The following is a 13,999-nucleotide window of genomic DNA, read 5'->3' as shown; positions in this document are numbered from 1 at the left end:
TCAATTAACTTTTGCTTCTTGTTGTGCAGTCGAATATTATTGAATTCATGTATAAATAATGTATAATAAGGTTTATGGCCAAACCCGCAGCACGAATAGGCGACATGCATACCTGCCCGAAGGTAACGCCCGGTACGGGTGTTCCGCATGTGGGTGGAGTTATAATTGGCCCGGGTTGTGGGACGGTGCTGATTGAAGGGTTACCGGCAGCGACGGTTGGGGATGTTTGTGCATGTGTGGGGGAGGCGGATAAAGTAGTAACCGGATCATCAAGTGTTTATATTGGTGGAATGCCCACCGCACGCATGAACGACCTCTGTGCACATGGTGGTAATGTGAGTTCAGGCAGTAGTTCAGTTATTATTGGAGGCGGATGTTTGGGTATCTTTCCGCCTGAAGATACTTATGGTAACAAAAAGAAGTTTGTAGAGCCTTCTATCAAACATAAAATACGGTTAATAAACCAGGCTATTGCAGATACTATACGCGTATTAGAACACAAAATTAAGTTGTTAAGCGAAGGTGACAATCAGACTATGGAATGTCTGACCAAGTGGTTTGGCCAAAACGATGACAACACCAGGAAGGAAATACTAGCAAGGATAAAACGAGCTTTAGAAGCTAGTAAAACGTTAACTGCAGGTAACTTCGATGAAATAATTGACGAAAAGGACAGAAGAGAAATATGTGCCACGGCTTATCCTGACGATTATAAATATAGGTTTAAAATAGGTACCGTATTTTGGAAGGCAACTGCGACAGGAAAAGATTCAAAGTCAAGCACAATAATACATGAATTATCACATTTTGCAAATATTGGAGGAACGCAAGATGTGATGTATGGAGAAAATGGTTGTTTTCTACTGGCTAAACAAAACCCTGATGGCGCTTTGAAAAACGCTACTTCTTTTGAGTATTTTGTAACGACGTAAACTTACGAGTATGAAGAATATGTTTGTCGATGTTTTTTTAGATGTTAAAGTCGCCGGCAAACTTATGGTTGCCAATCTGGTGTTTTCCAATAACACATCTGGAGAGGTTTATTTGGATAAAAAGACGATATGCACTAACGGGAAAACTCGTAGAAATTTATTTATCATAACAGACGAAAACAATCAGCCTGTCAAATACGTAGGTGAAATGGAAAAACGCATCGTTGTTCCTGAAGATTTTATTCCAATACAATCAGGCGATACCATAAGCACATGTATTGAACTTAATGAAGTTTATCAGATTATTCAGGGGAAAAAATATACTGTTCAGCTGTCTGTTTATCATCCTAATTATAAAGACGAAGGGCCGCTTAATAAGCTGGAATCAAATAAGGTTGAGATATCTTACTAGCTTCCAACCCTCCAGGCCGAACTGGAAACGCTGATGAACGATCATGGGCTACACCCCTTAGGACAGGCACAGCATTTCTTCCTTTGACAAGGCTCTGCTTTGGGATCACCCCAATACCTCCCAGCGTCCGCCAAAATCAGCACCAATTCTTTTTAATAAATTTTTCTCCTGCAACTTTTGAAGGTTTCTTTCAATTGACCGGTTAGATACACTAATTATTGGGGCCAATTCCTGAATAGTAATTTCCGGATTAGCATTTATCAGTTCTAATATCCTCTCCGACGTTTTCCCTATCCTCTCCGACACTCTCTCCGACGTTTTTCTAATGTCTCCGACGCTTTTTCCATTTTCTCCTACGTTTTCTCCGACGTTTTTCTCATTATATCCGACGCTCGTAACAACTTACAAAAAAATGCACCATTAATGCTGTAGTTAAATATCCTCTGCAATTTTGCAGCATTATTCACTCCAGCGACATCACCATTGTCATTTTTAACTGTGTACTTTTTACCTCTGGCCCTTAATTGACTTCTTATTATTTGCAAAGTGCAAAATTTGAACTTTGCTTGAATTGATGTAATATGCAAAAAATGCATATTCCTTTTTTAGATTAAGTCTTTTGCTATTGAAGCATTAGTAACATTCTCACATCCCTTGCATTTCCGCCCTGCTCTTTCTATATTTAATTCGCACTATTTCAAAACCCTAATAAAACAACACATGGGATTAGACTGGCGCCCAGCTATCGGGATGGTTAGTTCAAACTACTAATAATCTTTCTACCAACTTTTGGTAATCAGCTATTTTGCTCACACCCTCTTTCGGCTCATACCGGCTGTATTTGTCATACCACACGGCATCGACACCCAATTCCTGCGCCGCTTTTATTTCTGAATTTACATCATCTCCTACCACCAATACATCTTCCTTTTTATATTTGTGCCGCTGTATAATATCGGCAAATACATCTTTCTTTGTTTTGTTGGTTGTGGTAGGATCGATGATATGGATCTCCTTAAAATCCTTCTCCAGTTCGAGACTGTTTACTTTGCTTTGCTGCATTTTTGTAAAGCCGGTAGTCACCACATACTTATCGAACGGCAATTTTCTTACCTGGTCAAAGTCGGCAAACGGCTCTATGGCGCCGTTATGTACCAACTCCTTTAACAAGTCTATGCCTTTGCGGGTTAGCTCTTCGCTAAAACCATGGTCCTTTGCCACTTTCTGAAAAGGCGTGCGCATCACCGCATCTTTGATCTTCTCCAGGTCCTTTGTATGGTTTCCGTCCACTTCTATCAACTCAAATAATGGAGCAAACAATTTGTGCCCGATTTGCGGCACCGGGAAAATGGTATTATCCAGGTCAAAAATGATGGCCTTTTTCATATGAGCAGTCGTTTAAAAGGCTAATATACCAATTGCGGGTGTTTTTAACAATCCCCAGTTTCCATGCCCTTGCCTTCACGCCAATTTTACTTTATATTGCACTCATGCCCTGTCTCCTATGTCACAATACGGCACCTACTCCAGGTTTCATTCTCCCGATGATGCACAATTCCTGATAACGCTTTTACAACAACGCAACATTCGCTACCCGCTGGGAGTAAGGGGAATTGGCTCTACAATCAGGGCACCATTTTCAACTTTTAACCTCAGCGCCAGCCAGTGAACCAAAACCATTGCTGAACTGCAATGTTTGCGTTGGCAGCGCGAATTGAATGCCTTCTTTTTTAAAAGCGTTTAATATAGCCAGGTAAATGGCCTGCTGCCTGTCCATATATAAATTGTAATCCGGACTTTGAATGTAATATACCACTTCAAAGGTGAGACTGAACTGCCCAAACGCCGAAAAATGCGCCCGGTCGAACGTGGTCATATCCTGCGCAAGAATGATCTCTTTTATTATTCCCGGTATTTTCTGCACCTTTTCAGGCGGCGTATTGTACACTACCCCTATCGTGAATGACACCCGCCGTTTTTCCATGCGTTTGTAGTTATGTATACGCGCATTCACCAGGTTGGTATTTGAACAGATCAACTGCTCACCGCTCAAAGTTCTTATGCGGGTGCTTTTTACACCGATATATTCTATAGCGCCCATTTTATCATCTACAATAATAAAGTCACCCACTTCAAAGGGCTTATCGAAAAAGATAACGAAATAATTGAACAGATCGCCGAGGATATTTTGCGAAGCCAGCGCAATGGCCACACCACCAATTCCCAAACCGGTAACAACCGATGTAATATTATATCCAAGATTATTTATAAGGAACACCAGGGCAAGCACCCACAATACAATGTTTACAATAATAATGATCCCGCGCGCCTGCTTCTTCTTCTCTATGTCTTCTGCATCGTTACCAAGTGCATTGTTTATAAGATAGTTCAATGCCGATGTAATGGTTTTAATAATAATAAATGTAACCACTACCATTACTGCAATATGCATCAGCCTGTCTACCTTCGGGCTCAAAATTAAATACGAAATACCCGCATAGAGAGCGCCTGAATATAAAGCGGGGATCAATGCCCCTTCGACCAACTGCAAAATAAAATCATCGAGTGTGCTTCGGGTATGGGTTGAAAATCTTTTGAACCTTGTTAACAAAACGTGTTTTGCCACCCTTATTACGGCCCAGGAAGCGATTATAATTCCAAAGGCGATCATCCAATTCAATAAGGAATTTCCGGCAAAAACGGTATCCCACCAATTCATACGCGTTCATTTTAATAATCAGTCGATTAGGCTCACCACTACAAATGTTATTCCATTATAATGGCGTTAAAACAGAAATAATTTCACTAAAAAGTTTGTACCGCACTCTTTTACAATATATTTTGGCTGGGGAATATATATTCCCACTAAACTCCTAATCCCGTAAATCCTATTCATGAAAACCTTTTACGCTCATGCGCTTTCCTTTATATTAGTATTAAGTTTTCTTAATACGAACGCACAGGAATCAACTAACGACACCCACCTATCCACGTCTGTTACCCCTGCCTATTCAAGCAAATTACTTAGAAATACGTATGCCGGCTTTTGCTTTATGGTACGCAGGGCGTCAGATAATGCCGAAGCCTGGGTGGAATTTGACGAAGCCACCAAATCGGTTACCGCCAATAGTAAAGTGATCATTGTTACACCGGGATCGTCTAAATATTTTCCCGGTACAATAATGTCATTTTCTACCTTTTATAAGGCCACCAGTTGTTATGTCAGCATCTGGTACGATCAGAGCGGGAATGGTCCCGACGCTGTGCAGCATGATAAAGCCCTGCAAACCCGGATAGTAAATGCCGGGATTATTGATGAACTGGCGCTTGCTTCGGGCGAAAGACATTCTTTGGAATCGAAAAAACAACCGCGCGGAAACACAACCACCGCTGCGCATCAGGGAGTACGATAAAAAAAGAGAATTAATTTAAAGCGGCCGTACCTCAATGAGGACGGCCGCTATTATTTTTCCCCATTAAGACGTTGAAATTATCCAACCCTTCTTTTTATCAGTCCCATTATCTTCAATTGTTTGATTTATGCAGTTTTTGGTTTGATGCCCGCAAAAGCCGGCGCCGGCATCAGCTGTAATTTTGATTTAATAAAACAATCGATCATGGAAACAAATATTACAATGGAAGAAAGCCGCGAATACCTGGGCATATGGGTTACCCGGGATGGCTATATCAAACATCAGTTATTACCAGGTAACCGGTACGATGAAGCGCGTGGCAACCGCCAAAGCGCTTATGTGGGCGCATACCGGGTAACGGGAAATCACATCGACTATAAAGACGATACCGGTTTTACCGCCGATGGCGATTTCAGGAACGGCATCCTGTATCATGCCGGTATGGTATTATATAAACAAAAACAAAACGACCATGAACAACAATAAAAAGGTGTGGTTTATCACCGGCGCGTCGAAAGGACTGGGTCTTGCATTGGCAAAGCGACTGCTTGAACAAGGCTACCGGGTTACCGCCACCTCGCGTAACGCAGCTCAACTCGTATCAGCAATAGAAAACGCTTCTGACAACTTTCTTCCGCTTGGCGTTGATCTTACCAACCCGGATGCGGTCAAAAAAGCAATAGCAGATACGGTAGAAAAGTTCGGACAGCTTGATGTTATCGTTAACAATGCCGGGTATGGTATGGGCGGAACCGTAGAAGAATTCACGGAAGAGGAACTGCAACAGAGCTTTTCGGTAAATGTTTTCGCTCCCGTATATGTAATGCAGGCAGCACTGCCCTATATGCGCAAACAGCGTAGCGGGCATATCATCAATATTTCTTCCATCGCTGGATTTGCCGGCGCCACCGGCTGGGCTATTTATGCAGGCACAAAATCTGCATTGACCGGCTTGACCGAAGTGCTGGCACAGGACCTGAAAGAATTGACGATCCATACAACGGCGGTAGCGCCAGGCGGTTTCAGAACGGAATTCCTCTCTGATAACTCGTTGGTGTTTGTCAAAGATCAGATCGATGATTATGCTGCTGTACACCAATCGCACCAGAAATATAAAAGCATGGACGGTTCGCAGGCCGGTGATCCGGTGAAAGCCGCTGCAGCGTTGATAGAACTGGCCGAAATGCCAGAACCGCCAGTAAGATTATTTCTCGGTACCGATGCTTACAACAGGGCAAAAGCAAAAATTGCAGATATAAACAGCTCACTGGATGCATTGAAGGCGCTTAGTTTTTCAACTGATTTTTAAACGGGCAATAAGTGCATCGGGAATCCATAGACTTTTATTTTTCGGTAAATTGCATTATGGAAAAAACGCAAACCCTTGAGGAATTCTATAAAACGAAATTCAAGTGGATCCCTGCAGAGTTAAAGGAAGGATTGGGCCATTTTAATGTTTTTGAGCTGGACCCGTTTGTAGGCAAGAATGCCAAACCCATACCATATAATCGAAAAGACTTCTATAAGATCACGCTGATCAAAGGGAACAATCGCATACATTACGCCGACAAAACGGTTGACAGCCCCCAATGCTGCCTGCTATTCGGCAACCCGATGATCCCCTATAGCTGGGAACCGCTCGATGATCACCAGAGCGGGTACTTTTGCATTTTCACTGAAGATTTTTTTAACCATTTTGGCAATATCAAAGAGTACCCCGTATTCAAACCAGGCGGTGATAAGGTGTTTGTTTTAAATGAAACAACAGAGAGCGAGGTAACGGAGATCTTTAAACACCTTCAGGCGGAAATACAATCTGATTACCAGTTCAAATACGATGTGATCCGCAACCTGGTGTATGAACTGGTACATAAAGCGCAGAAAATGCAACCTGCATCCGCCGCAGCCGATACCAAATCGAATGCAGCGATGCGTACTACTGCCATGTTTATCGAATTACTCGAAAGGCAGTTCCCTATAGAATCGGTACACCAGCAGGTAAAATTGAAAACGCCTGCGGAATTTGCCGGTCAACTGGCCATACATGTAAACCATTTGAACAAAAGTGTGAAATCCGTAATGGGAAAAACCACGTCAAAGGTCATTGCCGAACGGTTGGCCCAGGAAGCCCGTGCTTTGTTAAAACACACCAACTGGAATGTGTCGGAGATCTCCTGGTGCCTGGGTTTTGAAGAATTGGCGCATTTTATTCACTTCTTCAAACGATTTAACAATACAACGCCCACTGTTTTCAGGGGATGAGGGGGATTGTGGATAACCCGTTTTTCGCTATTTTTAACTTTCAACCAAACTCAAGCTACATGCAATCGATTGTACGATCTCTGCCTTTTCTCCTGATCTTTGCCTCCTGTAATTCGAATAACAAAACATCATCACCTATCACCGGCACCTGGAAACTGCAAACCGGTACCCTTATTGAAAAGAACGACACTACCGTTACCGATTACACCCAAAACAAACGATTCATCAAGATCATCAATGATTCGCACTTTGCATTTATGGGCCACGACCTTAACAAAGGCAAAGATTCAGCAACCGCTTTCTTCTCCGCCGGTGGCGGAAAGTATACTTTCAAAGACAGCACCTATACCGAATTTCTTGAATATTGCAACGCCCGTGACTGGGAAAACAATAAGTTCGAATTCACCGTTCGCATTCACAACGATACGTTGATTCAACAGGGAATTGAGAAAATTGAAGCTACCGGCGTTAACCGGTATAATATAGAACGATATGTAAGGGTGAAAAATTAGTGTATATGTAAAAAGCCTCCAGCTCAACCAGAGGCTTTTTACATTACTTTATAGCCGTCCCTGTATTCAATTAGCACATTTGCACATTACTTCCACCCTCCCCCCAACGCCTGGTAAATATTTACCTTCGCTTTCATTTGCTCCTTCCGGGTCTCTATCAACTCAAATTTCGATTCAAGCGCATCACGCTGCGTCATCAGCACTTCCATATAATCGGCACGCGCACTGCGGAACAGGTCATTTGAAATAGTGATCGATTGCGTTAACGCCTCCACCTGCTTCGACTTCAGATCATAACGCTTCTGCAAATTATCGATCTTCGACACCTGGTTGGCCACCTCTACATACGCATTCACAATCGTTCGCTCATAATTATACACCGCCTGTATTTGTTTAGCATTGGCATTTAAATACATTGCCTTTATCGCATTCCTGTTCACCAATGGCGCTGCCAGTTCACCGGCCAGTGAATACAACATAGACCCGGGCGTTTTCAATAAATATGACGGACTAAACGCATTATATCCCACACCAGCCGTTATGCCCAGTGAAGGATAGAACTGCGCTTTCGCCACCTGCACATCCAGCTTCGCTGCCGCCAGGTCCAACTCTGCCTGTTTTATATCGGGCCTGCTGGTCAATAACTGCGATGGAATACCGGCATGCAAACTTTCAGTCATCACATTATCGAGCGACTGTGCATTGCGTGGTATTGGCTGCGGAAACCGCCCCAACAGGAAATTGATGCGGTTTTCAGTTTCGGTTATCTGCTGTTGAATGCTGTACTGCAGGCTTTTTGTATTCAGCACTTCCGCTTCAAACTTACGTACCGCCAGCTCGGTTACCCGCGCCGCTTCCTTCTGTTGCTTTACCACCTCCAGCGCATTTGTCTGAATATCGATATTTCGTTTTACGATCTCCAGCTGATTGTCGAGCGCCAGCAATTCATAATAAGAATTGGCAATCTCCGCAATCAGTGTGGTGATCACGAAATTCCGGCCTTCTATCGTTGACAAATACCTGAGTGCGGCCGCTTTTTTCGCATTGCGCAGTTTGTGCCAGATGTCGACCTCCCAGGTTGCATAGGCGCCTATCAAAAAATCACCCAGGGGCTCGGGCATTTCCTTACCGGGTTTTATTTCAGTAGTAGCGTCATTGGCGCCCCGGCTGGTATACCGGCCCACCTTTTCAACACCTGCGCCTCCCTTGATACCAACAAATGGCAGGTACTCTCCCTTCCTGACGGTTATTTCATTTTTGGTGATCGCTATTTCCTGCAAGGTAATGTTCAACTCCTGGTTGTTCTTTAACGCCGTATCGATCAACGCTGCCAGGTTGGGATCGGTGAAAAAAGTATTCCACTTAATGGCCCCGGAATTAACAGTATCCTGCGGGTTGTTGTAGCCCGCAGGCACCGTTCTGTTCTCCGTTCTACCGGTAAGCACAGGCGTTTTACAGGCTGCATATGCCAGGCAAATGCAACCGATACCTACATATTTTATTATAGTGTTTCTAAACATGGTGATCAATTTCTTCTGTTAATGGATTTTCGTCTTCGTTCCTGATCAATTGCCGTTTTGCTGCAAGTTTGCCAAACATATAATACAGTCCGGGTATCACGATCACCCCGGCAACGGTTCCTATGAGCATACCGCCCAATGAGGAGGAACCAATGGTACGGTTACCGATAGCGCCCGGTCCCGTAGCAACTACCAGCGGTATCAAACCCGCAATAAACGCCAATGACGTCATAAGAATAGGGCGAAACCGCGTTCTGGCGCCTTCCATGGCAGCCCGGTATACGGTCATGCCCGACCGGTGTTTCTGCGCTGCGAACTCAACGATCAGCACGGCGTTCTTACCCAGCAAACCTACCAGCATGATCAAACCCACCTGGGCGTAAATGTCGTTGGCCAGTCCCATTACCTTAATGAGCAGGAACGACCCAAACACACCGGCAGGCAGCGAGAGAATTACCGATAATGGCAGAATGAAACTTTCATACTGCGCGGCCAGGATCAGGTACACGAACATCAATACAATACCGAAAATGATGACCGCCTCATTACCGCGTGCCGATTCATCTTTCGACAACCCTTCCCAGTCGATACCATAACCACGGGGTAAGGTTTTATCGGCCACTTCCTGAATGATCTTTATGGCCTCGCCGCTGCTGTATCCTTTGGCCGGTTCGCCCCTGATAGCCGATGAATTGTACATGTTGTACCGCGTGATCTCGTTCAACCCGTGCGTTTTTTTGATTGACATAAACGCCGAATAGGGCACCATTTCATCGCGGTTGTTCTTTACGTATAATTTCAGCAGGTCGTCGGGCAGCGCACGGTATTCAGGCGACGATTGTACGAATACCTTCAGGAAGTTGCCGAACCTGATAAAGCCCAGCTCATAGCTGCTGCCTATCAGTATCGAAAGGTTATCCATTGCCTTTCCGATTGACACGCCCTTCTGCATGGCAGCCCTGTTATCGATCTCCAGTTCGTACTGCGGGTAATTGGCGCTGAAGAAGGTGAACAAGCCGGTGAGCTCTTTACGCTTTTTGAGCGCAGCCATAAAGTCATCGTTCACCTTTTCCATATCGAGGTAATTGTCGCTATTGGTTTTGTCGAGCAAACGCAGGGCAAAACCACCCGCAGCGCCATAACCGGGCACGGCCGGCGGACCGAAGAACTCGATGGTAGCGCCCGGTATTTCCTTACACTTCTCTTCCAGTTCTTCAATGATCGCCGATACATTATGTTTTCTTTTCGCCCAGTCTTTCAAACTTATTATACAGGTACCGGCATTTGAACCACGGCCTTCCGTCAACACCTCATAGCCTGCCAGCGCCGATACAGACTGAATACCATCTATATGTTCGGCCACCTCCTGCACCCGTTTGGCGAGGTCGTTCGTTCTTTCAATGGTAGAACCCGGCGGGGTTTGAATGATGGCATAGATCATACCCTGGTCTTCACTGGGAATAAAACCTGCAGGCAGTGTTTTACCAATACCGAAGATGCCAAAACAAAACGCACCCAGCAATACGAAGGTGACCAGGCGCCGGCTTACGATCTTTTCCATCAGCCTTGAATAGCTGCCCGTCATTCGCTCAAAACCCCTGTTGAACCAATCGAGAAAACGATCGATGGGTGTTTTCTTCCTCGGCTTGCCATGGTTGTTCTTTAACAACATAGCGCACAACACCGGCGTAAGCGTTAACGCCACTACCCCCGATAATACAATGGCGGTGGCCATAGTAATAGCGAACTGGCGGTAGAAGATGCCCACCGGACCGCTCATAAACGCCACCGGAACAAACACCGCCGCCATTACAAAAGTGATGGCGACGATTGCACCGCTGATCTCGTGCAATACCTGTTTGGTTGCATTGTAGGGCGACATATGCGTTTCTTCCATTTTCGCATGCACCGCTTCAATAACCACAATGGCGTTATCAACCACAATACCTATGGCCAGTACCAGCGCAAACAGGGTGATGAGGTTGATGTTCAACCCAAACAACTGCATAAAGAAGAAGGAACCGATAAGCGAAACCGGTACCGCCAGGGTGGGAATAAGCGTCGAACGCCAGTCGCCGAGAAAGATGAATACCACAATAGCCACCAGTACGAAGGCCTCTGCCAGCGTATGCAATACTTTTTCAATTGATGCATCGAGAAAGTTGGATACGTCATAGTCGATCTCATAATCCATTCCCGGCGGAAAGGATTCTTTCTTCAACTCGTTCAGCTTTTCTTTAATGGCTTTAATTACATCCTGCGCATTACTGCCATAGGTTTGTTTCAATACTACGGCTGCTGACGGATGGCCATTGAGGTTGGAATAGATGTCGTAAAATTCGCTTCCCAATTCAACGTCGGCCACATCTTTCAGGTACAGGAGCTCGCCTTTGGGATTGGCGCGAATGATCACATTCTTATACTGATCGGGCTGGTTATACCGTCCTTTGTAGGTCAATACATATTCCAGCGCTTCAGATCTTTTACCATCACTGCGGCCTAACCTGCCGGGAGAACCGATAATACTCTGGCTGGCCAATGCCTCCATCACTTCATCGGTAGAAACATTATAGGCGCGCATGCGATCGGGTTTCAGCCAGATGCGCATGGCATACTGCCGGCTGCCGAGGATCTGCGCGCTGCCAATGCCTTTTACCCGGCTCAGCTCGCGCAGGATATTTACATTGGTAAAATTGTAAAGAAAGTTCTCATCGGCGTGTTTGTCGGTACTGAATACGTTAACATACATCAACATATTCGGTTGTAAAATATTAACAATGATCCCTTCCCGTTGTACCAGCACGGGTAGGCGGTTCGTTACCTGTTCTATCCGGTTCTTTACGTTTACCACTGCCGCATTGGGATCGGTTCCCAGATCGAACACTACCTGTACATTTGCCTCACCGGCGCTGGTGGCATCCGATGTCATGTACTTCATGCCAGGCACACCGTTTATGGCTTTTTCCATGGGAATGAGCACAGATTTTACCAACACATCGGCACTGGCGCCCGGGTAGGCCACACTAACGATAACCCGTGGCGGCGCAATGGATGGAAACTGGGATGTTGGCAATGTATTAATTGCCAGAATTCCCATAAAGACAATGACGAGGGATAGCACGATCGCAAAGACCGGCCGTTTTAAGAATATATTAAACATAGTTTTATCTTTTGGTGAATGCCCGCCCGACTGAACATTGCTCGAGCGGGGTCGATGTGTCAGTTACCGGTTACCCGTTGCCGGACCCCTGATTCGGAATGCCCGCCTGTAATCAACCTGTAATATTTCGAGCCCCGGTAACCGGTTCCTGGTAACAGCAACTGCTTTTAGATCTATTCCGATTCAAGCTTCAGATGCGCCAGCACCTTTTCGGGTTCTTCAAACTCAAAGCTTATCTTATCGCCATCCTGTACCTTGCGGATGCCTTCCAGCAATATCTTATCGCCTTCATTCACCCCATCTTTTATTATATACAAGTCAGGGATCTCTGCAGCAATAGTGACAGGCGTTAATTTCACCACATTGTCTTTATTCACTATGTACACATATTTCTTATCCATGATCTCGAGGGTGGCTTTCTGCGGAATGACTATAGCATCTTTCATTTGTTCTTTCATAAGAATGCTGCCGGTTTCGCCATGGCGAAGCAGTCCCTCCCGGTTTGGAAATGAGGCGCGGAAAGCGATGTTACCGGTTTCGTTATTAAACTCGGCCTCGATGGTTTCCACATAACCGGGATGATTGAATACCTGTTTGTTGGCCATCAATAATTCCACTTTCATTTTTTCCTTTGTTTTCAGGTTTGCCTGGTAGTTGAGGTACTCTGGTTCGGAAACATTGAAGTACACCCACATCTGGCTGTTGTCTGAGAGACTGGTGAGCAACTCCCCTTCTTCAACAAGGCTTCCCTGTTTCAAATGCAGCTGGTCAACGATGCCATCGAATGGCGCCCTGATATCGGTAAATGCGAGATGCGCTTTCGCCAGCGCCAGTTCTGCTTTTGCCCTTTTTGCTTTCGCTATGGCCAGCGCCAGCTCGTTTTTAGATACTATATTGCGGTCGGCCAGCGACTGCGTATTCTGCACTTCAATATCGGCCGCCTGCGCTTCCGCATCGGCTTTCTCCATTTCTGCCTGGTACAGCGTAGGCATGATCTTGAATAATAATTGCCCGGCCTTTACAAACTGGCCTTCGTCGACATACACACGTTGCAGGTACCCTTTTTCCTGGGCCTTCAATTCAATATTCCTGATAGAACGGATCTGACACACGTACTCCTGGGTAACGGTAGTGTCCATTTTGAGCGGACTGGTTACAAGTAATCTGGCAGGTTCTTCTTTGCTTTCTTCTTTTGTCGTACAACCAGTATAGCACAACAGGGCGCACAAGCCTGTGAGCATAAAAATTCCTTTCATAATGTGATAATTCGATAATGTGATAATTCGATAATGGAATACAATAAATACAGCCAATCGATAGGTTAGCTGGTTAGGTTCATGTGGAGAAGTTCAGGATCATATCCTGAAAACACAGTGAATGATAAATTTATTGGCGGAGAAATGCGATAACTGCCCGTTGGCGGAGAATTGATTTAAAAAATAATGTGCGCTATTGTTTGATGCGGAATTATAAGTAATGAAATTGCTACCGGAACCGGGGTGCTTTTTGGACGATCGCGATTCATCATCATCGTCGTCCTCACTTTCTTCTTCCCTTTCGGCAGCCTCGTCATTTGCCCGGCGGTCGCCTGCTGAGCGGCGTTGACTAACCACCGCCTGTACATTCTGCAGGTTGTTGAGATCCCCGGCCGGCAGGGTGTAGAAATGTTTGGAGAAGCCATGAACATGTTGCTGGGAGGTGTGTGCGTGCACGCCCGGCAAAAATGAACAAAGTGATAATAAAATTTTAACCAGCAACTCCATCAGGCTTCTAATATGAAGATTTAAA

At 45.1% G+C, this 13,999-nt stretch carries 14 protein-coding genes; 7 read left to right on the top strand and 7 right to left on the bottom strand.

Annotated elements, in window-relative coordinates:
- Positions 1-74: 74 nt before the first annotated feature.
- A complete protein-coding gene (locus A4R26_RS25950; protein WP_081169439.1) occupies positions 75-932 on the top strand; it encodes a M35 family metallo-endopeptidase in 858 nt (285 codons plus the stop codon).
- A 10-nt stretch (positions 933-942) separates the two neighbouring features.
- Complete coding sequence (locus tag A4R26_RS25945) at positions 943-1,344, top strand: hypothetical protein (RefSeq protein WP_081169438.1); 402 nt, start codon at positions 943-945, stop codon at positions 1,342-1,344.
- 105 nt (positions 1,345-1,449) lie between these two features.
- Here the strand turns inward: A4R26_RS25945 and A4R26_RS25940 are convergent, their stop codons facing one another.
- From A4R26_RS25940 to A4R26_RS25925, 3 genes are all read right to left on the bottom strand, one after another.
- Positions 1,450-1,650, bottom strand: a complete 201-nt coding sequence (locus tag A4R26_RS25940; protein WP_242675021.1) for an HTH domain-containing protein — start codon at positions 1,648-1,650, stop codon at positions 1,450-1,452.
- A 453-nt stretch (positions 1,651-2,103) separates the two neighbouring features.
- Positions 2,104-2,730 (bottom strand): HAD family hydrolase, encoded by a 627-nt coding sequence (locus tag A4R26_RS25930; protein WP_081169435.1) that lies wholly within the window; start codon positions 2,728-2,730, stop codon positions 2,104-2,106.
- Positions 2,731-2,983: 253 nt separating this feature from the next.
- On the bottom strand, positions 2,984-4,063 hold the full coding sequence (locus A4R26_RS25925) for a mechanosensitive ion channel family protein (RefSeq protein WP_081169434.1): 1,080 nt from the start codon (positions 4,061-4,063) through the stop codon (positions 2,984-2,986).
- 175 nt (positions 4,064-4,238) lie between these two features.
- Between A4R26_RS25925 and A4R26_RS25920 the strand changes: the two genes are divergently transcribed.
- The 5 genes from A4R26_RS25920 to A4R26_RS25900 all read left to right on the top strand — a co-directional run bounded on the left by A4R26_RS25920 (position 4,239) and on the right by A4R26_RS25900 (position 7,531).
- Positions 4,239-4,757 carry an arabinofuranosidase catalytic domain-containing protein gene (locus tag A4R26_RS25920; RefSeq protein ID WP_107685905.1) on the top strand — a complete coding sequence of 173 codons (519 nt, stop codon included), beginning with the start codon at positions 4,239-4,241 and terminating at the stop codon, positions 4,755-4,757.
- A gap of 204 nt (positions 4,758-4,961) precedes the next feature.
- The gene (locus A4R26_RS25915; protein WP_242675020.1) at positions 4,962-5,243 is read left to right on the top strand and encodes an Atu4866 domain-containing protein; all 282 of its coding nucleotides are present in this window, start codon (positions 4,962-4,964) and stop codon (positions 5,241-5,243) included.
- Positions 5,230-6,066, top strand: coding sequence for an oxidoreductase (locus A4R26_RS25910; protein ID WP_081169432.1), 837 nt, complete (start codon positions 5,230-5,232; stop codon positions 6,064-6,066). The genes A4R26_RS25915 and A4R26_RS25910 overlap by 14 nt, the downstream gene beginning before the upstream one ends.
- Positions 6,067-6,122: 56 nt before the next feature.
- Positions 6,123-7,019 (top strand): helix-turn-helix domain-containing protein, encoded by an 897-nt coding sequence (locus A4R26_RS25905; RefSeq protein ID WP_081169431.1) that lies wholly within the window; start codon positions 6,123-6,125, stop codon positions 7,017-7,019.
- A 59-nt stretch (positions 7,020-7,078) separates the two neighbouring features.
- Positions 7,079-7,531: a hypothetical protein gene (locus A4R26_RS25900; protein WP_081169637.1), complete on the top strand. Its 453-nt coding sequence runs from the start codon at positions 7,079-7,081 to the stop codon at positions 7,529-7,531.
- Positions 7,532-7,617: 86 nt separating this feature from the next.
- On the opposite strand, the gene A4R26_RS25895 is transcribed toward A4R26_RS25900, so the two are convergent.
- The 4 genes from A4R26_RS25895 to A4R26_RS25880 all read right to left on the bottom strand — a co-directional run bounded on the left by A4R26_RS25895 (position 7,618) and on the right by A4R26_RS25880 (position 13,974).
- Complete coding sequence (locus tag A4R26_RS25895; protein ID WP_081169430.1) at positions 7,618-9,051, bottom strand: TolC family protein; 1,434 nt, start codon at positions 9,049-9,051, stop codon at positions 7,618-7,620.
- Positions 9,044-12,211, bottom strand: a complete 3,168-nt coding sequence (locus A4R26_RS25890) for an efflux RND transporter permease subunit (protein WP_081169429.1) — start codon at positions 12,209-12,211, stop codon at positions 9,044-9,046. Before A4R26_RS25890 ends, A4R26_RS25895 begins: the two co-directional genes overlap by 8 nt.
- Before the next feature lie 173 nt (positions 12,212-12,384).
- Positions 12,385-13,467 (bottom strand): efflux RND transporter periplasmic adaptor subunit, encoded by a 1,083-nt coding sequence (locus A4R26_RS25885; protein ID WP_081169428.1) that lies wholly within the window; start codon positions 13,465-13,467, stop codon positions 12,385-12,387.
- A 99-nt stretch (positions 13,468-13,566) separates the two neighbouring features.
- On the bottom strand, positions 13,567-13,974 hold the full coding sequence (locus tag A4R26_RS25880) for a hypothetical protein (protein ID WP_081169427.1): 408 nt from the start codon (positions 13,972-13,974) through the stop codon (positions 13,567-13,569).
- Between the last annotated feature and the right edge of the window lie 25 nt (positions 13,975-13,999).

This window comes from Niastella populi, from assembly GCF_002078015.1.
Lineage (GTDB): Bacteria > Bacteroidota > Bacteroidia > Chitinophagales > Chitinophagaceae > Niastella > Niastella populi.
Note: the sequence above shows the minus strand (reverse complement) of the source record. Positions and strands in the feature narration are given on the sequence as shown.

Coding starts and splice junctions, on each gene's coding strand:
- A4R26_RS25930 (WP_081169435.1), bottom strand. CDS start 2,730: ATGAAAAAGGCCATCATTTTTGACCTGGATAATACCATTTTCCCGGTG.
- A4R26_RS25880 (WP_081169427.1), bottom strand. CDS start 13,974: ATGGAGTTGCTGGTTAAAATTTTATTATCACTTTGTTCATTTTTGCCG.
- A4R26_RS25905 (WP_081169431.1), top strand. CDS start 6,123: ATGGAAAAAACGCAAACCCTTGAGGAATTCTATAAAACGAAATTCAAG.
- A4R26_RS25900 (WP_081169637.1), top strand. CDS start 7,079: ATGCAATCGATTGTACGATCTCTGCCTTTTCTCCTGATCTTTGCCTCC.
- A4R26_RS25915 (WP_242675020.1), top strand. CDS start 4,962: ATGGAAACAAATATTACAATGGAAGAAAGCCGCGAATACCTGGGCATA.
- A4R26_RS25950 (WP_081169439.1), top strand. CDS start 75: ATGGCCAAACCCGCAGCACGAATAGGCGACATGCATACCTGCCCGAAG.
- A4R26_RS25945 (WP_081169438.1), top strand. CDS start 943: ATGAAGAATATGTTTGTCGATGTTTTTTTAGATGTTAAAGTCGCCGGC.
- A4R26_RS25925 (WP_081169434.1), bottom strand. CDS start 4,063: ATGAATTGGTGGGATACCGTTTTTGCCGGAAATTCCTTATTGAATTGG.
- A4R26_RS25890 (WP_081169429.1), bottom strand. CDS start 12,211: ATGTTTAATATATTCTTAAAACGGCCGGTCTTTGCGATCGTGCTATCC.
- A4R26_RS25910 (WP_081169432.1), top strand. CDS start 5,230: ATGAACAACAATAAAAAGGTGTGGTTTATCACCGGCGCGTCGAAAGGA.
- A4R26_RS25885 (WP_081169428.1), bottom strand. CDS start 13,467: ATGAAAGGAATTTTTATGCTCACAGGCTTGTGCGCCCTGTTGTGCTAT.
- A4R26_RS25895 (WP_081169430.1), bottom strand. CDS start 9,051: ATGTTTAGAAACACTATAATAAAATATGTAGGTATCGGTTGCATTTGC.
- A4R26_RS25920 (WP_107685905.1), top strand. CDS start 4,239: ATGAAAACCTTTTACGCTCATGCGCTTTCCTTTATATTAGTATTAAGT.